We start from the raw sequence: 20,760 nt of genomic DNA, 5'->3' as shown, positions 1-20,760 counted from the left end.
ATCCTCGATTTTCTTCTCATCTTGCTTCATATTTTCTAGCTGTTCTTTTAATTCTGCATCTAATTGTGCGTAAGAAAGCCAGCGACTAAATTCTTGTTTCCAATTCATTCTTCTCTCTCCTCTCGCTCGTCATACCTTTATTATATGAAAAAAACATGCTGTATCTCAATATTTTATAAAATCTAGTAGGATTTTACTAGGAATATTTGTATACACTATTGTTAAATACTCCACTAAAGGGAATGAGGATTATGCACGAATGGGGCTTGTCAGAAGAGCTCAAAATACAAACAAAGCAAATGATTGAAATTGCTGAAAAAGAACTATCGATTATGAGGAACGCAATCGATAAAGAAGACGAATGTATTTTATGCAAAATGGAAGATATTCATCATATGTTAGCAAATGTACAAACATTGGCAGCTACATACTATATTCAGGCATATTTATCACCTTATACGGAAAGTTCATCTTTTATTACAACAGCTATCCAACATTTAAGCGCCAGAAAACATGGTGCTCTTATCGTTGTGGAAAGAAACGAGACGCTTGAAGCTCTCATTCAAACTGGAACGACATTAAACGCTCATTTAACTGCGCCATTACTCGAATCAATATTTTATCCAGGTAACCCTCTTCATGACGGTGCCGTTCTCGTAAAAAATAATCATATTGTCTCAGCTGCTAATATTCTTCCTTTAACGAAAAGTACAGAAGTTGATCCTGAGCTAGGAACACGTCACAGAGCTGCAATTGGCTTATCAGAAAAGAGTGATGCACTTATATTAGTTGTCTCTGAAGAAACGGGCCGTACTTCTTTTGCTTTAAACGGGATTTTGTATACGATTTCTTTATAAACACTTTTTTGAACAGCGCAGTAGTAAATGAAGTTATATCGAATTACCACCAAATACACCTACCATATCAATAGAAGAAGCTGTCTCCAAAATTTGAGACAGCTTTTTCTTCAAAAAAATTATTCTTCTACAAAATGCTCGAAAAGTATACGAATTACCTATACCATTGCTCGAGCTGACCATAAATTATTTGCTCACAGGGATGTCTAAGTACACTTACTACTCTTTTTGTACTCAAAACATGTTTAGACCTCTTTCATAACAACTATATGTTTTCTAAAATGCTTCACTTCTAGCTATTATTTTTTATCTATTTTTAAGAAATAGTAAAAAAGGGTACTTTAGAAATCCTATCTAAAGTACCCTTTTATTAAAAATCTATTTTATTATAAAGAATAATTGGAGACTGCAAAATGATAAAAATATAGCATACTTTCAAAATTATTTATAATTATTAATATTAATATTAAACATAAAGCAACTACTTTTACACGTCTCATCACTTTAAAACCATATGCTAATAATAACGGTATTGTAAACAGCATATGTGCGCCATAAATAAATGCTTCAGATGCCCCAAAACCAATAATTCCATGTAAAACAATATTAAATAGTAAACAGAAACTTAAAAACCTTACGAAAGGCTCTTTTCTAAAGTTTTTCCATACAGCTACTATTATAAAAGCATACACAGATACAATCACAATCCACCCGATCATAGTATGCGATGGAAGTATATTTAATTGTGCGAATTGCTCACCTTGTCTTAAAGTAACTTCCGAGAATGGTCCAAAGATGAATGAAGATCCTAATAATAGATGAAATACTAATATACCTGATGGCTTAACGTATTCTGGTGAAAAACTCTGTCCTTGCGCAGCAAAGTCCATACTACCCTTTAATCCTTCGATAAGAACGACATTATTTGCGTTCATTGCTAATACAAACAGGACCACGACAATAACAATCGAAATACCAGTCCAAATAATTTTTTTCCGCAGTTTCTTATAACTCATCAGACTACCTAAAAACCACATAAACGAATTGGTTAATGTAACCCCTGTTATTACTATTGCCAACAATACATTCGCAATACTAAATCCTATTTTCGCTTCTTTTTCCCCTGTAATAAATGGATAGCATACAAAGCACATAAGTACCAATGTGAAATTTGCATAGCTAAAAGATTCTGGTGTCCACGTAATAACTAACATTGTAGCTGAAAATCCATACATGACCGCTAGTAAAAAAGAAACAATCGTATTCTTACAAATTTTACAGCATAATGTATAAATCATCACTACACTGAGCGCGCTTAAAAACGTTTGAATGAATATAATACCATGTACAATATTCCCTACTTTTACTGTCTCCAGCATCCACATGAATTGTTGAATAAAATAATAAAGGAATGGATGTCGGAACCAGGTCGCCGCTGCTACATCTACTTTTTCAAGGAAAAAGGAGATGATATAATATCCTTGATCAAAAGAAAAATAGGTATCAACCACCCAAGCTTCAATAAAAAGCTTAGAGTGAGTATCCATTTTCCAACCGATAAAAAAATAAAATGACCAATAAAAAATGAAAAGGACAAGGGCTAATATCCCCTTTCCTTTATAATCATTCCAAATATTCAATACTTCTTCTCCTCTCTACGGTAGAAATAACATAATTAGATGTGCCACGTACCCAATAACTGTTCCTAACACAAGCCCACCAAAAATCTCATGCCAATGATGTCCTTGACGCTCTCTTAATTTTTCTTCTTCCGAACTTATATGTTTATTCAACATTCTTGCATGTTTACCAACTGTACGGCGAAGTCCTGTGGCATCAATGATAACAATTGTTAAAATTGCTATCCCGATTCCAAACATCGGTGTATTAAACCCTTCATGAAACCCTATTGTCATGACCATACTTGATAAAATCGTTGTATGCGTACTAGGAAATCCACCATTTCCAACTAAACGAAAAGCATCTTTTCCAGAACGAAGATAATTCACTAAAAATTTCAATACTCCCGAAGCTACCCAAGCTATAAATGGAAGTATACAATATAAATATGTTCCCATTGCTTTACCTCCTATGATTTTGCAATAAATAAAATGCCAGCTACTATACATACCATTCCAGCAATTTTCATGAAATTGATTGTTTCACCAAATAATAATGCTGACGCAATAATAACAAATACATATCCGAAACTCACCATTGGGTATGCATAACTTAAATCAACCTTTCTCAGCACAATCATCCATAATAATGCACTTAAACCGTAAAAAGCTAGTCCGAAAAAGTTCGGTACGTTAATGAAATTCATAATACCTACAGCCGCTGAACTTTGTGATTTCATTGCGCCAAACTTTAATAAAATTTGCCCTACAACTCCCATACCAACTGATAAAATAATCATTAAAAATTGTTGCATCTCTATACTCCTTAACTGTTTATATTCAAAAAATGTTTTATTCCAAATAAAAAACGTTTAAGACACTCCTCTTAAACGTTTTAACAAACCCGAATAGAGTAATTAAAAGTTCAATAGTATAATAATAACTGTTATCGCATATAACAACACTGTTATTAAAATATGCTGATCCTCTAATAAAACTTTATCTGGCTCTCCACCTTTATCTTCCATGTGAACTAAATATAAATAACGAAAGATCCCGTAAATTACAAATGGGATTGTCCACATTAAATAGATACTTTTCCCTGCATTAAAAGTAAAGATGGCATAAGTTACAATAGTTGCCGATGTAACAATTGTACTTAATTGGTCTAACAAAGCAGGAGAATAACTTTCTAATACTTTTCTATGAGAACCTTTATTATTCTGTAACAATACTAATTCATGTCTTCTTTTATTAATAGCCAAGAATAGTGACAGTAATAATGTACATAATAAAAACCACGGTGTAAATGGCACTTGAATAACTAATCCACCGGCCAATGCTCGTAAAACAAATCCAGCTGCAATAATTAAAATATCAATGATTACAACGTGCTTTAAACGAATTGAATACGCTACATTTAAAATAAAATAGGCTGCTAATACTAAGCACAATAACGGATTTAATATATATGAAACTACTAAAGACGCTACTAAAATAACACAACCTGCTGTAATAGCAAAGTACGGATTTAATGCCCCCGATGCCATCGGTCGATATCGCTTAACAGGGTGTTGTCGATCTGCCTCAATATCCATAAAATCATTTAAAATATAGACACAGCCAGATATTGCACAAAATAGCGCAAAACAAATTGCAGCTTGTGCCACCATAGTTAAAGATACTTGTTTTATTGAAAAGACTAACGCTGCAAATACAAGCAAGTTTTTAGTCCACTGTTTCGGGCGTAACTGTTTAAAAAACAATACAACTATATTTTGTTGAGATAAAGTCCCTTCCCTCATAATAATAAGAGTGCTTCTATTTTTGTCACTCTCTTCTTTCCCTCCCTATTCAATTGTTATTTACTTCTAATACAGGGAAAATTATATCACATAAGTATAACATTGAAAATCAACTATTAAATACCAATAAAAAAGACTGCCTCAAAAATTTGAGACAGCCTTTTCTTCAAAAAATTATTCTTCTCCAAAGCGCTCCACAAGTGTTGCAAGTGTACGTACCATTGCACCAGTTGCTCCAGCTGGACCTAAGTCGTGCGCGCCTTTTGTTTCTGATGTTCCAGCGATATCTAAGTGTACCCACGGTGTATCTTCAGCGAATTCGCCTAAGAATGTACCTGCCATAACCGCATGTCCTTCACGGCCTGGTGAGTTATTTAAATCAGCAAACTTACTGTTTCGAACGCGTTCTTTATCACGATCAAAAATCGGTAGTTGCCAAATTGGCTCATCTGTTTCCATAGAAGCCTCTAGCACTTGCTCAAATAACTCTTCATTATTTGTCATTGCGCCTGTCGTATAGTTTCCAAGTGCAACAATTACACCGCCTGTTAATGTTGCAACATCAACAAGGTAGTTTGCACCAAGTTTTTTCGCATACGTAATACCGTCAGCTAAAGCTAGACGACCTTCTGCATCCGTATTTAATACTTCAATTGTTTTTCCGCTCATAGATGTAATTACATCGTCTGGCTTAAATGCCGTACCACTTACAACGTTATCAGTTGAAGGAATAACAGCGATCACATTTTGTTCTGGGCGAAGTTCACCGATAATTTCCATCGCACCTAATACAGCAGCTGCACCACCCATATCACCTTTCATACCGACCATGCCTTCACGTGGTTTTAAAGAATAACCACCTGTATCGTATGTAATACCTTTTCCAACGAATCCAATGACATCTGTCCACTCTTCTTTTCCTTTATAAATAAGAGCAATCATTTTTGGTGGCTCTACACTACCTTGGTTTACTGCAAGCAACGCACCCATACCAAGATCTTCCATCTCTTCTTTCTCAAGAACTTTATAGTCCATATCATACTTCTCCGCTAATTCAACAGCATACTCAGCAAGCTTTGTCGCTGTTAATACGTTTGGCGGCATATTTACAAGTGTACGAGCTGAATTTGTTGCACGTCCATGTACGTAGCCAACTGTTAATGCGGCTTCAATTTCTTGTGCATCTTCCGCTGTAATAGCCGTGAACTTCTCTAACTCTACACGATCCTTTTTATCTGATTTATACGTTTGTAATTCATATGTACCAAGGCCTTGTACCTCTGCTGCAATATGAGCGACATCAATCGCCTCTAATTTCTCTGTTACGAAAGAATCAAGTAAGATTGCTGCATCTTGTACTTTTGCTACTTGCAGTGTTTTAAATGCCTTACCAAGAGCCGCACGTAACGTTTCTGTCGTGTAAGACTCTTTCTTGCCTAAACCAACAAAGTAATAACGTTTCACATTTGTTTTTCCTAAGCTATGTACTTTCGAAATGGCCTTTTTCTTCGTAGATAATTCTTTCTCTTCTAGTAAAACTTGTAATTGTCCTTCAAACGCTTTGTCCAGTTCTTGTACAAAACTACTCATTTTCTCTTCTTCAAATAAAGCGACAATTACTGCTTCGTGACCTGCTAATTCTTTTTGTACTTGAAACATGTTCAGACCCCCTAAATTTCTCTACCACCATTATAACTTTATTTTCGATAAAATGCGACAATTCTAACTACAGTTATATGACGTGTAAAATCCCCTCTATTATGAAATAAGCCAAGAAAAAAAGTCTAGCGTAATTACGACTAGACTATCTTTGTTTTAAATATTGACCACGAAACACTTGCATCGTTTCGTCTTGATTTAACATCGTTAACTCTTCTTCTGTAAACTTACCATTTCCTACTTTTACTACGTACACATTTACTTTTTTCTTACCCCATTGGCTATAAACATCTTTCACCGTATCATAATATAGATCAAGACGGTTTCCTTTTATTGCACCGCCCTTATCAGCTACTACACCATACCCATAACCTGGTACGAATAAAATTGTTCCAATTGGGAATACGCGTAAGTCCGCTGCGATTGTGGAATATAAATCCCTTTTCGCCTTAACACCTGAATATGTAATACCATACTCCGGATGTCCCGGCCTCTTACCAGTTGACTCAATTCCCGACGTATAACCTGTTGCAGTCATTTCAATTGAACGATATTTAGACCAGTCGTTTGCCTGCTCTAAAGCATTTATCACTTCTTTACTCGGAGCAACATTTCTCTTAACTTCTGCTGCATGTACTTCTTTTGCACTCGTTCCCTCATACTTCTTTACAATCTCTAATAAAGAAACTCCTGTGAAAGCATTCCATGTTACGCATAATGCAATTGCAAGTAAACAAGTCATCATAATGCGAATACAATATCGTTTTAACATTTTTATATTCCACACTCCTTCATCGTTAATCATTCCCTATACCATGAAGGAATATGCAAAAAAATAATCTCCAACTTAATTGGAGATTAAAACATTTGATATCCGCTTTTCCGAAGTTTCTTGATTACGACTCCTGCTAAAGCAGCCCCTACTAATCCAGTAGATAGAATAAATACGTCTGCTTGTCCTAAGTGCGATACACTTGTCCCAAATGAAGAAAATGTTTCTTTCGGTTTTGAAAAATAATCCCACATACTCGCTTTATTAATAATAAGCATACAAACAATCGGATACACAATAACCATTACCCAAGTAGCTCGCAAAATCATGTTGAGTAAAAATCCAATTCCAAAGAACAAAATAAAGAATAACATCATTGAAATAAGTAGTACCGGTATACTCACTCTTTTCCCCTCTCCTTCGCACGTGCCGTAAATACGTGATAAGCTGTATAACCAAATGGTTCGCCTGGATTTAATGTTTTGTCCACTTCAAGATGTAGTTCTGATCTTCCTTCTAACAAATATTTAATAAGCACAGACGTATTCGGATCGTCTACAATCTTATCCGGATGTAAGAACGCCACTTCAGACAATTCTTTCTCCTGTATAATAATATTTTCTCCTTCAGGCTCCAAAAGAAAAATAATCATATTATCACTAATCTCATTACGAATAACACCCGATCGAACACCAATGATCCCCTTCACATGAGCGACAATGCCTGTCTCTTCTAACACTTCGCGTTTCACAGCTTCATCAACCGTCTCACCTTCATTTACAAAACCAGCCGGTAAAGACCATTTCCCTTTTAATCCACTGTATTTCTTCTTAACAAATAGCCACCTACCATCTTTTGTAGCTACTAAACCACTAACAGCCAGCCATACCTTCCCTCGTTTCTCCATGATGTAATAACCTCCTCTTTCAGAACGGACAGAATATTCTTTCTTTTTATATTATACTATATTTTTAATATGAAAAAAGCAGAAACAGCTCTTAGCCGTTTCTGCTTTTTCTAATATATATTAAAAGAACTTTAATTTACCTTTTTTAAGAACTAATAAAGGTCCACCTAATAAGAATAGGTAACGGTTATCGATTACTTTCTTCATGAAGGAAGCTTTCCAACCTGTTAACTTTTTACCCATAACAACGCCCATTGCATCGTCATGACCTAAAGAACATACAGATCCTTTATTATCAAATGCGAATTTCTTCATTTCGCCTTTACCACGAACTAATACAGTTAAGTTGTGTGCAATATTGTAACCTTGTTGAATTGCGATTTGTGCTGTTGGTGGGTATGGACGGTTAATTTCTTCATTAATGATTAACGCTGCGTCACCAACCATGAATACATCTTCGTATCCTGGAGCATGCATGTACTCATCAACTTTTACACGTCCGCGCATTGCTTCAAATCCAGACTCTTCCACAATACCGTTACCACGAACACCTGCAGCCCAAACTACTGTTTCAGACTTAATTAATTCAGTGTCATCGCCATTCGCAACGATAATACCTTCTTCAGTTGCTTCTTTAATTGCTGTACCGATGCGGAATTCTACACCTTTTTTCTCAAGTTGTTTTACAGCGTATTCTACTAACGCTGGATCGAAACCTGGAAGTGCTGTTGGAGCAGCTTCTACACAGATGATACGTGCTTTTTCACGTGGTACATTGTACTCTTTGCAAAGTTCAGGAACACGGTTTGCAAGCTCACCTACGTACTCGATACCAGTAAATCCAGCACCACCAACAACGATTGTTACTAACTCATCGCGTTGTTCAGTTGCATATTTAGAGAAACTAGCTTCCATATGCTCACGAATTTCACGAGTTGCATTAATGTTAGCGATTGAGAATGCATGCTCTTTTAATCCTGTAATTCCGAATGTTTCTGATTCGAAACCAAGACCAATTACTAAGTAGTCATACTCTAACTCGCCGTCTTTTAAGATAATGCGTTTTTCAGCAGCTTTAATTTCTACTACTGTGTCTTGTACAAAGTTCACTTTATTTGTATCAATAACGTCTTGAATATCTAGACAGATTTTTTCATCTTGTAATGTACCAGCTGCGCTCTCGTGTAACCAAGTCGCTTGGTAGTGATAGCTGTTGTTGTTTACTAGCGTAATTTCAGCTTCATTTACAGATAATGCTTTTTGCAGACGAACAGTCGTAATCATCCCGCCATAACCTGCACCTAAAACTACGATTTTTGGAGTCTTCACCAAATCACAACCCTTTTCTTTATATAATAGTAATGAAAAATAATACCAAGTACTAAAAACTCTATTTGTCAAGAATGTGGAATTTATCACATTCTATATCATAACAAAACGCAGTCAAAAAATCGTACGAATTTTGTCATAGAAATTTAACATAATACTTCCCTATATTAGTCGGTTTTATTCCAGAATTCAAGCGTCTGGAGAATTATCAATATTTTAAAATAACATAGCGTTTTCAAGGGTTTTTTAGCCTTTTTTTCATGTATTTTCCTTTCTGTATATTTTATACAATAAAAAAGAACCTATGCGAAAACTTACACACAATTCAGTCGTTTTCAGAAGTATTATGAACTCAAATATGCTATCATTTATTTGAAAGTATCATCATTTGCAGGATTTTCGTGTACATATGAACAATATATGAAATCAATATCAAAATTCCATCTATAGGGGGAATGAAAGTGGCAGAAAATCAAAAAGTTTACGACATAACAATTATTGGTGGTGGTCCAACGGGACTGTTCACAGCATTTTATGGCGGTATGAGACAAGCAAGTGTAAAAATCATTGAAAGCTTACCTCAACTTGGAGGACAATTATCCGCACTCTACCCTGAAAAATACATTTATGATGTAGCTGGATTCCCAAAAGTGCGCGCACAAGAATTAGTTGATAACTTAAAAGAGCAAATGAAGAAATTTGACCCAACCGTTTGTTTAGAAGAAGCTGTCGATACGCTTGAGAAACAAGCTGACGGTATATTTAAACTTGTTACGAATAAGCAAACTCACTATTCTAAATCAGTTATTATTACTGCTGGCAATGGTGCTTTCCAACCACGCCGCTTAGAATTAGAAGGTACAGCAAAGTATGAAAAGAAAAACTTACATTATTTCGTTGATGATATGAATAAATTTGCCGGTAAGCGCGTCGTAGTATTTGGCGGCGGCGATTCAGCTGTTGATTGGACAATGATGTTAGAACCGATCGCTGAAAAAGTTACAATCGTTCATCGCCGCGATAAATTCCGTGCGCATGAACATAGCGTCGAAAACTTAATGAATTCTCGTGCAGAAGTAAGTACACCGTATGTTCCAGTTGAACTCATTGGTGATGACAAAATTGAACAAGTCGTTCTTCAGCACGTAAAAACTGAAGAAAAAGTTATCATCGATGTTGATGACGTAATTGTAAACTATGGCTTCGTTTCTTCTCTTGGCCCAATTAAAAACTGGGGCTTAGATATACAAAAAAACAGCATCCTTGTAAATTCAAAAATGGAAACAAATATTCCTGGCATTTACGCTGCTGGTGACATTTGTACATATGAAGGAAAAGTAAAACTCATTGCTTGCGGCTTCGGTGAAGCACCAACAGCAGTAAACAATGCAAAAGCTTACTTCGATCCAAATGCAAAACTTCAACCAATGCATAGCTCAAGCATGTTTTAATATGTAAAAATAAAAGCTCCTTCCATACGTGGAAGGAGCTTTTATTTTATATACCACGAAAGCACACTGAATTCGATAAACTATCGAACTCAGTGTGCTTTTCGTCTAAAAAAATTATTGTTTTCTTCTTCTACCTAATACGAATAATACTCCGCCAACTAAGAATGAAATTCCAGCACCAACTGACATCATCCATGGAGACGCTGCCCCTGTTTTCGGTAATTCTCTTTCTGTTTTTACTTGCGGCTCTTTAATTAATTTTTCCAATCTTACTTCTGGTTTCACTTCTGGTTCCTTCGGTTCTTTCGGATCTTCCGGTTTCACTTCTGGCTCCTTCGGCTCTTTCGGTTCTTCCGGTTTCACTTCTGGCTCCTTCGGCTCTTTCGGATCTTCCGGTTTCACTTCTGGTTCTTTCGGATCTTCCGGTTTCACTTCTGGTTCTTTCGGATCTTCCGGTTTCACTTCTGGTTCTTCTTTCGGTATCTTAAAATCTTCTTTTGTTTTCGGTAAAATTGTAACTGTAGGCTCAAGTGGCGGATTTATTCCATCATCCACTACCGCTCTATTTGTTATCCCTTTACTTGGTGCTTCTTTTACCTTCGCTTTAAAAATAATACTACGTTCTTTCATATCCGCAATGTCTAGATATTTCGCGATTACTTTTCCAAACTCCATTTTTAACTCTACTGGATTTGGCTCAGCACCTTCAAATCTAAGACTATCTTGCACGTATTCTAAACCGGCTGGAATTTCATCTTCTATTGTAACTACATCTAGTTTTCCGTTTTCCACCGTATTTTTGAAGCTAATTCGGTATTCTACTTCTTCTCCTAGCTTTGGCTCTTTATTACTTACTGTCTTCGCTGCTGTTAACTTACCATCTTTATATTCTGGCTTTATTTTCGCTGTCGGTTCTATAACTGGATGTTTCGGATCATCCACTTCAATAATCGCTTTATTTGTTATTTCTCCTCCAACTTTTGCTGTTTCTTTTACCTTTACTTTAAAGATGACACTTCTTTCTTTCGTATCCGTAATTTCTGGATACTTCACTGTTACTTTTCCATTCTCTACTTTAAGCTCTATTGGTGCAGGTTTATCACCTACAGCCTCCAAACTATCTGTCACATATTCTAAACCGGCTGGAATTTCATCTTCAATTTTCACATCAACTAACTTCCCGCCATCTACTGTGCCGTTAAAAGTAATTCGATATTCAATTTCTTCCCCTAGCTTTGGTTCATAATTACTTACTTCTTTTCTTGCCTCTAGTTTCCCACCTTTATATTGCGGTGTGATTGGTATAAGTGGCTCAACTGGCGGAGTCGTCGGATTATTATCATCCACAACCGCCTTGTTTACAATCTCTTTTCCTACTTGTACCGTCTCTTGTACTCTCACTTTAAAGATGATACTTCTTTTTTTCGTATCCGTAATTTCTGGATACTTTGCTGTTACTTTTCCATTCTCTACTTTAAGTTCCACTGGATGTGGTTCCGGCCCATCAGATTTTATACTATCTTGTACGTATTCTAAACCGGCTGGAATTTCATCTTCTACCTTTACCTCAGTTAGTTTTCCATTCTCTACCGTATTTTCAAAGCTAATTCGATATTCTACTTCTTCTCCTAACTTTGGTTCATGATTACTTACTGTTTTTTCTGCTTGTAATGCACCATCTTTATATTGAGGCTGAATAGAGATATTCGGTTGCTCTGGTGGATTTATTGTATCTTCCACAATCGCCTTGTTCACAATCTCTTCGCCTACTTTAGCTTTTTCTTTCACTTTCACTTTAAAGACGATACTTCTTTCTTTCGTATCCGTAATTTCTGGATATTCCGCAAGGACGATTCCGTTTTTCACTTTCATATACAACGGTTTCGGATTCTCTCCCTCGGCTCTTTCACTACCTTCTACAAACTCTAAGCCCGTTGGTAATTCATCCTTAATCTTTACCTTCGCTACTTTCCCATGCTCTACTACGTTACGGAAAGTAATTCGATACTCTACTTCTTCTCCCAATTTTGGAGCTGGATTATTTACTGTTTTCTCAGCTTTTAGTTTTCCGTCCTTATACTCCGGCGTAATAATCGCTTCTGGTTTTTGCGGAGGATTCTTCGGATTGTCATCATCCACAATTGCCGTATTCACGATTTTCTTACCGACTTTTGCTACTTCCGTTACTTTCACTTTAAAGCTAATACTACGCTCAGCTGTATCAGTAATATTTTCATACTTCGCTATAATTTTCCCAGCTTCTTCTTTTAACTCTACTGGCGCTGGCTCATTACCTTCTGATTTTAAACTATCCTTCACATACTCTAAACCAGTTGGTAATTGATCCTCAATTTTCACTTCTGCTAGTTTTCCGTTTTCTACCGTATTTTTAAAACTAATTCGGTACTCTACTTCTTCTCCTAGCTTTGGATCTTTTTTATTTACCTTTTTATCAGCTTTAACTTTACCGTCTTTATGCTGCGGGGTAATTTCTACTTCTGGTCGCTCTGGTGGATTTTTTGTATCATCAACAATTGCTTTATTTACAATTGCTTTGTCCACTTCAACAGAATCTTTCACCTTCACTTTAAAGATAATGCTTCTTTCTTTCAAGTCAGTGATATTTTCATACTTCGCACTAACCTTACCAGCTTCTTCTTTCAACTCTACTGGTGCTGGCTTATCACCTTCTGCTTTTAGACTATCTTTCACATACTCTAAACCAGACGGAATTTCATCCTCAATTTTCACCTCTGCCAGTTTTCCATCTTTCACCGTATTATTAAATGAAATTCGGTATTCGATTTCTTCCCCTAGCTTCGGTTTATCATTATTCACCTTTTTATGAGCAGCAATTTTACCGTCTTTATATTGCGGTGTAATTTTTGCTGTCGGATCAATTACTGGATGGTTCGGATCATCCACATGAATAATCGCTTTATTTGTAATGTCCTTCCCTATTGTAACTGAATCTTTCACCTTTACTTTAAAGACAATACTTCTTTCTTTCGTATCCATAATCTCTGAATACTTTGCCATTACCTTGCCATTTTCAAATTTCAATTCCACTGGTTTTGGCTCGTCACCTTCAGCCTTTTCGCTTCCTTCTACAAACTGTAATCCAGCTGGAATTTTATCTTCTATTTTTACCTCTGCTAGTTTTCCATCTTTCACCGTATTATTAAAAATAATTCGATATTCGATTTCCTCACCTAACTTCGGTTCATGATTACTTACTTCTTTTCTTGCCTCAATTTTTCCATCTTTATATTGCGGTGTAATCGGTACATAAGGCTCTTCTGGTACATTCTTTGTATCATCCACAATCGCCTCATTTACGATTTCTTCACCCACTTTTGCGCTTTCTTTTACCTTCGCTTTAAAGACAATACTTCTTTCCTTTGTATCTGTAATTTCTGGATACTTTGCCATTACCTTATTATTTTTCACCTGTAGCTCTACTGGTTTCGGTTTAGAACCTTCTGCTGTGATGCTACCTTCTACATACTCTAAACCATTTGGCAATGCATCCTTTATATTTACCTCTGCTAGTTTCCCGTTTTCTATCGTATTTTTAAAACTAATTCGATATTCTACTTCTTCTCCTAGTTTCGGTTTATGATTATTTGCCACTTTCTGCGCAGCAATTTTACCATCTTTATATTGCGGAGTAATTTCCACATGAGGCTCTTCTGGCTCATTTTTTGTATCTACTACGATTGCTTTATTAACAATCTCCTTACCTATTTCTACCTCTTCTTTTACTTTCACTTTAAAAATAATACTTCTTTCTTTTGTATCCGCAATTTCTAGATACTTTGCCATTACCTTGCCGTTTTCAAATTTCAATTCTACCGGACTTGGTTTAGAGCCTTCTGCTTGTAAACTGTTCTCCACGTACTCTAATCCAGCTGGAATTTCATCTTCTACTGTAACCTCTACTAGTTTTCCGTTTTCTACCGTGTTTTTAAAACTAATTCGGTATTCTACTTCTTCTCCTAATTTCGGTTTTTTATTGTTTACAAATTTCTCTGCTTTAAGCTTACCGTCTTTATATTCTGGCGTAATTGTTACTTCTGAAGTTGTTGGATCTTTTGTATCATCAACAACTACTTTATTGACAATGCCTTCACCAACCTTAAATTCTTCTTTTACTTTCACTTTAAAAGTAATACTTCTTTCTTCTGTATCCGTAATTTCTGGATATTTTGCGATTACTTTTCCATCTTTCACTTTCAGTTCTACCGGATCTGGCTTAGAACCTTCTGCTCGTAAACTATCTTTCACATACTCTAATCCATTTGGTAAATCATCTTTTATTGTTACCTCTGCTAGCTTTCCGTTTTCTACCGTATTTTTAAAGCTAATTCGGTATTCCACTTCTTCTCCTAACTTCGGTGTTTCATTATTTACCGTTTTCTTCGCTTCCACTTTTCCGTCTTTATGCTGTGGAGTAATTTCTGCCGTCGGTGTTTCTGGCTCATTTTTCGTATCATCAATAATTGCTTTATTGACGATTTTTTTACCGACTTTCACTTCATCTTTTACTTTCACTTTAAAAGTAATACTTCTTTCTTCTGTATCCGTAATCTCTCGATACTTCGCCATTACCTTACCATTTTCCACTTTCAATTCTACTGGATCCGGCTTAGAACCTTCTGCTTTCACACTGTTTTCTACGTACTCTAAACCTTTTGGTAAAGTATCTTCTATTTTCACCTCTGCTAGTTTTCCGTCTTCTACCGTGTTTTTAAAACTAATTCGGTATTCTACTTCTTCTCCTAACTTCGGCGTTTCATTATTTACCGTCTTCTTCGCTTTCACTTTTCCGTCTTTATGTTGCGGAATAATTTCTGCTGTCGGTGTTTCTGGCGGATGTTTCGTATCGCTCACAATCGCTTCATTAACAATTGAATCGCTCACTTTACCTTTTACTTTCACTTTAAAGGTAATACTTCTCTCTTTTGTATCTGTAATCTCAGGATACTTTGCCATTACCTTACCGTTTTCAAATTTCAATTCCACTGGATCTGGCTTAGAACCTTCTACTTTCACACTATCTTTCACATACTCTAATCCATTTGGTAAATCATCTTCTATCTTTACCTCTGTTAGCTTTCCATGTTCTACCGTATTTTTAAAGCTGATTCGGTATTCCACTTCTTCTCCTAACTTCGGCGTTTCATTATTTACCATCTTTTTCGCTTCAAGTTTTCCATCTTTATACTGAGGAATAATTTCCGCAGTCGGATTAACTGGCTTATTTTGCGAATCATCAATAGTTGCTTTATTAATGATTTTTTTACCGACTGTTACTCCTTCTTTTACTTTCACTTTAAAAACGATACTTCTTTCTTCTGTATCCATAATTTCTGGATATTTTGCCATTACCTTACCGTTTTCAAATTTCAGCTCTACTGAATCTGTTCCGACACCTTCTGCTTTCAAACTATTTTCTACATACTCTAAACCTTCTGGTAAAGTATCCTCTATTATCACGTCTGTTAGCTTTCCGTACTTAACCGTGTTTTTCATACTAATTCGGTATTCTACTTCTTCTCCTAACTTCGGTGTTTCATTATTTACGCTTTTCTTCGCTTTAATTTTTCCATCTTTGTGTAATGGTGTAATTTTCGCTTCTGGTTCTTTCGGATCTTTCATATCATCCACAATTGCCTTATTGATGATTTCCTTACCTACTTCCGCTTCTTCCTTCACCTTTACCTTAAAGACAATACTTCTTTCTTTCATATCCGTAATATTTTCGTATTCAGCAGTGACTTTTCCATCTTTCACACTTAACTTTAATGGAGCTGGTTTATCACCTTCAGCCTTTTCACTGCCTTTTACATACTCTAAACCGTTAGGAATTGTATCCTCTATTATTACCTTTTCAAGTTTTCCGTTTTCTACCGTATTCTTAAAGCTAATTCGGTATTCCACTTCTTCCCCTAGTTTCGGTGTTGGATTATCTACTGTCTTAATCGCATCAATTATCCCATCTTTATGTTGTGGAGTAATTCTTTCCTCCGGCTCAATCGGTGGATTTTTCGTATCATCAACAATTGCTTTATTGACAATCTCTTTATCTACTTTTGCTTCTTCCTTCACCTTTACTTTAAAGACGATACTTCTTTCTTTCATATCCATAATATCGATATACTTAGCTTTGACTATCCCATTTTCAACAGCTAATTCTACTGGTCCAGGTGCTTCTCCTTCGGCCTTGATGCTATTTTCTACATATTCAAGACCTTTTGGAATTGTATCTTCCACTCGCACCTCTTCAAGTTTTCCGTTCTCAACCGTATTATGAAAACTAATGCGGTACTCGATTTCTTCGCCTAACTTTGGCTTCTTATTATTAACTACCTTTGTAGCAGCAATTTCACCTTTTTTACTTTGCGGTGTAATAACAACCTTTGATTCAACAGGCTCATTTTTCGGATCTTTTGCAATTGCTTTATTTACGATTGCCTCCCCTACTTTTGCCGAATCTTTTACTTTCACTTTAAAAACAATACTTCTTTTTTCTGTATCCGTAATTTCTGGATACTTTGCCATTACTTTGCCGTCTTCCACTTTTAGTTCTACTGGCTCTGGTTTTATCCCTTCAGCTTTCAAACTATCTTTTACGTATTCAACATCTTTAGGTAGTGTATCTTCTACTAGCACCTTTTCTAGTTTTCCGTTTTCTATCGTATTATGAAATGTAATGCGGTATTCCACTTCTTCTCCTAGTTTTGGTGTTTGATTCGTTACGCTTTTTTCTACATCCACTTTACCGTATTTATAATCCGGCGTAATCTTTTCTTCTGGATGCTCAGTTTGTCCATTTGGCTCACTCACAACCGCTTTATTAACAATCGTTTCTCCCGCTTTTGCCTCTTCTTTTACTTTCACTTTAAAGGCAATGCTTCGCTCTTTTGTATCCGTAATCTCTGGATATTTTGCGATTATCTTACCATTTTCTACTTTTAACTCTACTGGATTTGGTTCGGCACCTTCAGCTCTCTCACTACCTTGAACAAATTCTAAGTTAGCTGGAATTTCATCTTCTATTGTAACTGCATCTAGTTTTCCGTTTTCCACCGTATTTTGGAAGCTAATTTGATATTCAACTTCTTCTCCTAGCTTCGGCTTCTTATTTGTTGCTTTTTTCTTTGCAGCAATTTTACCGGCCTTATGCTGTGGTGTAATCTTCTCTTCTAGATTCTTTGGTGGATTTGTTTTATCTCTAACGGTTGCTTTATTAACAATTTCTTCACCAATTTTTGCAGTTTCTTTTACTTTTGTTTTAAAGACGATACTTCTTTCTTCCATATCCATAATTTCTGGATACTTTGCAATTACTTTTCCATTTTCAAACTTCAGCTCTACTGGCTCTGGTTTTGCACCTTCTGCTTTCAAACTATCTTTCACGTATTCAAGATTGCTTGGTAATTCATCTTCAATCATCAATACATCTAGACGTCCATCTTTTGTCTTATTTTTAAATGTAATACGATACTCTACTTCGTCACCTAGTTTCGGTGTTTTATTAGATGCTATTTTTTTAGCTTCTATTTCTCCAGGGATCTCTTTTGGAGTCGTAACCGTAATATCTGCATCGTCCTCAGTTTCATACTTTATCTCGGCACTATCTTGTCCCTTTACAACAACGATATTTTTTACTGTTGTATCTGATTGTACAGAATCTTTCACTTTTACTTTGAATGTAATAACGGTACTTTCACCAGGCTTTAAAACACCGCCGTCTTTAGCATTTGCACCTTCACCAATACGGAAATCAATTTGATTATTTACAAACTCTGCTTCATCATCGCTTGCATTATCTGTTTTATTTCCTTTATTACTTCCAGACACATATTGAATAGATCCCGGAACATACTCTAAACGATCATCTAATTTATCAAAACCTTTTACATTAGATACAGGGGCTTGGTTATTTTTCGTATCATTTTTCACTTCAATTTGATACGTAAACTCTTCACCAGCTTTAACGTCCTTAATTTCTTTCCCAGCACTATCTAACGCCTTTTTATCAACTTGTAAGTTTGGCGCATTATGCTCTGTAACGAATGTGGCGTTATTTAATACGTAAATATCACCGCCACCACCATATGCTCTAAAACGCATTTTTGCTTCTTTTAAATCATTTTTCACTTGAGTAGGTCCTTCAAGGTGATACGTATGAATATCTGTACTGAAAGAATTTGTCCAATCTGGATTATATCCTGGGTATTTTTTCGTAACAAATTCGTTAGTGCCATCTACTTGTACTTCTGTCATAGATGAGTCATTAACATCATTATCTTTACCTTTAATATTTTTAAACTTTTGATACCCTAACCCAAAATCATACTCTCCATAATCATAGGCATATCCATCATTATCAGCTGGATCACCTTGCGATGAAAAATAACTAAATTTCGCCTTAAAAGCGCCTTCTTTTGGTGTGTTTATTTTATTAACACTAATATCTGTCCAGGCTGTACTTTTTTGAGAGACTAGCCCTTCCCAAATCTTCATGTCTTTTACTGTTTCTTTATAGTTTTCATAAACTAATATAAGATTCCAGTTGCCCCAGTAGTAGCCACTGCCTTTTTCAAATTTAATTTGTGGTACATTCGCAACTGTCACCGTTTGAGAAATACCTTGTTTTGCAATTACATTTGTTACGTCAGCATATGCAACATATCCTGCGCCACTGCTATAGTGATTTGCAATATACGGTAAATAATCCGCTTTTCGTATACTATCAGCACTTATTTCAGCATATTGCTTATTTCCCATCTTCATTTTAACGGGTTCTCTTACATCTTCATCGCTAACTCTATAATCTGTCCTTGCATCACTTGGAGTCCCCATAGCTGCTGTCCAAAATAAATATGCCTTTTTCACTTTACTTCCAGCAGGAATGTTAGGAAATGCACCTGTTGATGAATTAAATGTAGTATCATCATTATCAACATCTACAGCTTTTTTATTGGTTTTGCCACCAACACTTTGCCTAGTATAATGATTATCTGTCAAACCAAGCGTCACATTACCAGTCTGTACTAAATTACCAGGAGCAATTATAGAATACAACGGGTCTCCAAATCCTTGTTTATCTCCTGTTTGGATTTGAACCTTCGAAGCATTTTCTGACGCAGCTTGTACTTCTGCAACACTCTGCTTTACTGCCTCTTTTTCTGGCTGTTTCTCAGCTTCGGTTACTGGTTGTTCTGGTAGTTCTGTTTTTGATGTAGGGTTATTTTCATCTTCTACAGATACTTTTAGCTTTTCATCAACTTTTTTAATTGTATTATTAGCTGATGGGCCAACTTCTTTCTTACTACTGTCAGCCTCCTCATCGGCATTAGCTGCTACCTTTTCTTCAGAAGGGATTCCCTCAACATCTACAGACATGTTTCCTATTTGTACTTGATCTTTTTGCACACTAATCTTTTGTTTGTATTCTTTATTAAAATGCTGCGTGCGGCTAGCCTTTATTAGCACCGTCATTTTTTCGTGTGATTTTAAATCTCGAATTTTAAGATTAGAAGAAAGAAGTTTTCCTCCCTTATCTTTTTCTTCTACATAGAAATCCGCTACTTTATTTTCAGGTAACTTCTCTCCGTTTACTTTGACAGATTGCGAGAGGAACGTAATTTTATTTTCATTACTTTGTTTAAGCACCAATTCTTGAATTGGTGTATCTCCCGTATTTTCAATCGTATATTGAAATACGTGCTCCCTCTTAGCTACTTCCCCCCTATATATTTCGGCATTTACTTGCTCTGCCTTAATTTTCACATCATTTCCTTGTAACTCATCCCAGCTTTTTTTATTTATCTCTGCAAAAGCACTGGGTGAAGGCAATATGATGGATAGGAGAAGTGTGATCATTGTTACGACATTAAAACACTTCAATACTTGTTTCATATTTTCTACCTTTCTCCTTTCTATATGCTTGCTATCCGTCTACTTAATTTCGTAGCCGTATACATAGCAATATATATCCACTCGCAACAATCCGACCTACGAAAATGTATCGTTGAAATCCCAATGTCAACAATATAAATCTCATAGAATATTACTATTTTAATTTATCAAAAATAGCATATATACATATCGGACACTTATACAAACCTTCACCATTTTTTAACATAGTAAAAAATGCCCTATTGTATAGGTTTATATAACAGTTAAAGGATACATAAAAATCTTAACATACTCCCAAATCTATTTGTACACGAAATAGAAATTTTACCATTTTTTACTTATTTTTTATTTATAATTAAAATTTTCAAAAAAAACTTCACATATAAAAATATGTTATATTAAAACCAAGAACGAATGTTCTTATTTTAAAG

General features: G+C 35.6%; 13 protein-coding genes. 2 read left to right on the top strand and 11 right to left on the bottom strand.

The genetic code is table 11. The features are described 5' to 3' along the window. Positions 1-108: phosphoglucomutase (locus tag MR168_RS20400; RefSeq protein ID WP_242291421.1), on the bottom strand; the 108-nt coding region annotated here is incomplete at its 3' end. 143 nt (positions 109-251) lie between these two features. On the opposite strand from MR168_RS20400, the gene cdaS reads away from it, so the two are divergent. Then, a complete protein-coding gene (cdaS, locus tag MR168_RS20395; RefSeq protein WP_000545252.1) occupies positions 252-857 on the top strand; it encodes a sporulation-specific diadenylate cyclase CdaS in 606 nt (201 codons plus the stop codon). Positions 858-1,243: 386 nt separating this feature from the next. On the opposite strand, the gene MR168_RS20390 is transcribed toward cdaS, so the two are convergent. The 9 genes from MR168_RS20390 to MR168_RS20350 all read right to left on the bottom strand — a co-directional run bounded on the left by MR168_RS20390 (position 1,244) and on the right by MR168_RS20350 (position 8,948). Then, the gene (locus MR168_RS20390; RefSeq protein WP_025710385.1) at positions 1,244-2,497 is read right to left on the bottom strand and encodes a DUF6080 domain-containing protein; all 1,254 of its coding nucleotides are present in this window, start codon (positions 2,495-2,497) and stop codon (positions 1,244-1,246) included. Positions 2,498-2,512: 15 nt separating this feature from the next. Then, positions 2,513-2,935 carry a divergent PAP2 family protein gene (locus MR168_RS20385; RefSeq protein WP_016123673.1) on the bottom strand — a complete coding sequence of 141 codons (423 nt, stop codon included), beginning with the start codon at positions 2,933-2,935 and terminating at the stop codon, positions 2,513-2,515. 11 nt (positions 2,936-2,946) lie between these two features. After that, positions 2,947-3,291: an EamA family transporter gene (locus MR168_RS20380; RefSeq protein WP_001183889.1), complete on the bottom strand. Its 345-nt coding sequence runs from the start codon at positions 3,289-3,291 to the stop codon at positions 2,947-2,949. A 102-nt stretch (positions 3,292-3,393) separates the two neighbouring features. Next, positions 3,394-4,281 (bottom strand): decaprenyl-phosphate phosphoribosyltransferase, encoded by an 888-nt coding sequence (locus MR168_RS20375; RefSeq protein ID WP_016123674.1) that lies wholly within the window; start codon positions 4,279-4,281, stop codon positions 3,394-3,396. A 174-nt stretch (positions 4,282-4,455) separates the two neighbouring features. After that, entirely contained in the window at positions 4,456-5,940 is a 1,485-nt protein-coding gene (pepA, locus tag MR168_RS20370; RefSeq protein WP_000487952.1) for a cytosol aminopeptidase, read from the bottom strand. A gap of 145 nt (positions 5,941-6,085) precedes the next feature. Beyond that, positions 6,086-6,712, bottom strand: a complete 627-nt coding sequence (locus tag MR168_RS20365; protein WP_006922360.1) for a 3D domain-containing protein — start codon at positions 6,710-6,712, stop codon at positions 6,086-6,088. Between the two features lie 86 nt (positions 6,713-6,798). Beyond that, positions 6,799-7,116, bottom strand: a complete 318-nt coding sequence (locus tag MR168_RS20360; RefSeq protein ID WP_000027016.1) for a YuiB family protein — start codon at positions 7,114-7,116, stop codon at positions 6,799-6,801. Beyond that, positions 7,113-7,619, bottom strand: a complete 507-nt coding sequence (locus MR168_RS20355) for an NUDIX hydrolase (protein ID WP_000415315.1) — start codon at positions 7,617-7,619, stop codon at positions 7,113-7,115. Before MR168_RS20355 ends, MR168_RS20360 begins: the two co-directional genes overlap by 4 nt. A 120-nt stretch (positions 7,620-7,739) precedes the next feature. Continuing rightward, positions 7,740-8,948, bottom strand: a complete 1,209-nt coding sequence (locus MR168_RS20350) for an NAD(P)/FAD-dependent oxidoreductase (protein WP_000856612.1) — start codon at positions 8,946-8,948, stop codon at positions 7,740-7,742. Positions 8,949-9,409: 461 nt separating this feature from the next. Here MR168_RS20350 and MR168_RS20345 point away from each other — a divergent pair, with 461 nt between their 5' ends. Further along, positions 9,410-10,399, top strand: coding sequence for an NAD(P)/FAD-dependent oxidoreductase (locus MR168_RS20345; RefSeq protein WP_000829785.1), 990 nt, complete (start codon positions 9,410-9,412; stop codon positions 10,397-10,399). A gap of 114 nt (positions 10,400-10,513) precedes the next feature. On the opposite strand, the gene MR168_RS20340 is transcribed toward MR168_RS20345, so the two are convergent. Then, entirely contained in the window at positions 10,514-20,329 is a 9,816-nt protein-coding gene (locus MR168_RS20340) for an isopeptide-forming domain-containing fimbrial protein (protein WP_242291466.1), read from the bottom strand. Between the last annotated feature and the right edge of the window lie 431 nt (positions 20,330-20,760).

The organism is Bacillus cereus group sp. BfR-BA-01356, from assembly GCF_022663635.1.
In the GTDB taxonomy this organism is placed as follows: Bacteria; Bacillota; Bacilli; order Bacillales; family Bacillaceae_G; genus Bacillus_A; species Bacillus_A cereus.
This window is presented reverse-complemented; position numbering and strand designations above follow the sequence as displayed.

Excerpts from the sequence above, each read along its gene's own strand:
- cdaS (WP_000545252.1), top strand. The coding sequence starts at position 252 with ATGCACGAATGGGGCTTGTCAGAAGAGCTCAAAATACAAACAAAGCAA.
- MR168_RS20340 (WP_242291466.1), bottom strand. The coding sequence starts at position 20,329 with ATGAAACAAGTATTGAAGTGTTTTAATGTCGTAACAATGATCACACTT.
- MR168_RS20380 (WP_001183889.1), bottom strand. The coding sequence starts at position 3,291 with ATGCAACAATTTTTAATGATTATTTTATCAGTTGGTATGGGAGTTGTA.
- pepA (WP_000487952.1), bottom strand. The coding sequence starts at position 5,940 with ATGTTTCAAGTACAAAAAGAATTAGCAGGTCACGAAGCAGTAATTGTC.
- MR168_RS20375 (WP_016123674.1), bottom strand. The coding sequence starts at position 4,281 with ATGAGGGAAGGGACTTTATCTCAACAAAATATAGTTGTATTGTTTTTT.
- MR168_RS20385 (WP_016123673.1), bottom strand. The coding sequence starts at position 2,935 with ATGGGAACATATTTATATTGTATACTTCCATTTATAGCTTGGGTAGCT.
- MR168_RS20365 (WP_006922360.1), bottom strand. The coding sequence starts at position 6,712 with ATGTTAAAACGATATTGTATTCGCATTATGATGACTTGTTTACTTGCA.
- MR168_RS20355 (WP_000415315.1), bottom strand. The coding sequence starts at position 7,619 with ATGGAGAAACGAGGGAAGGTATGGCTGGCTGTTAGTGGTTTAGTAGCT.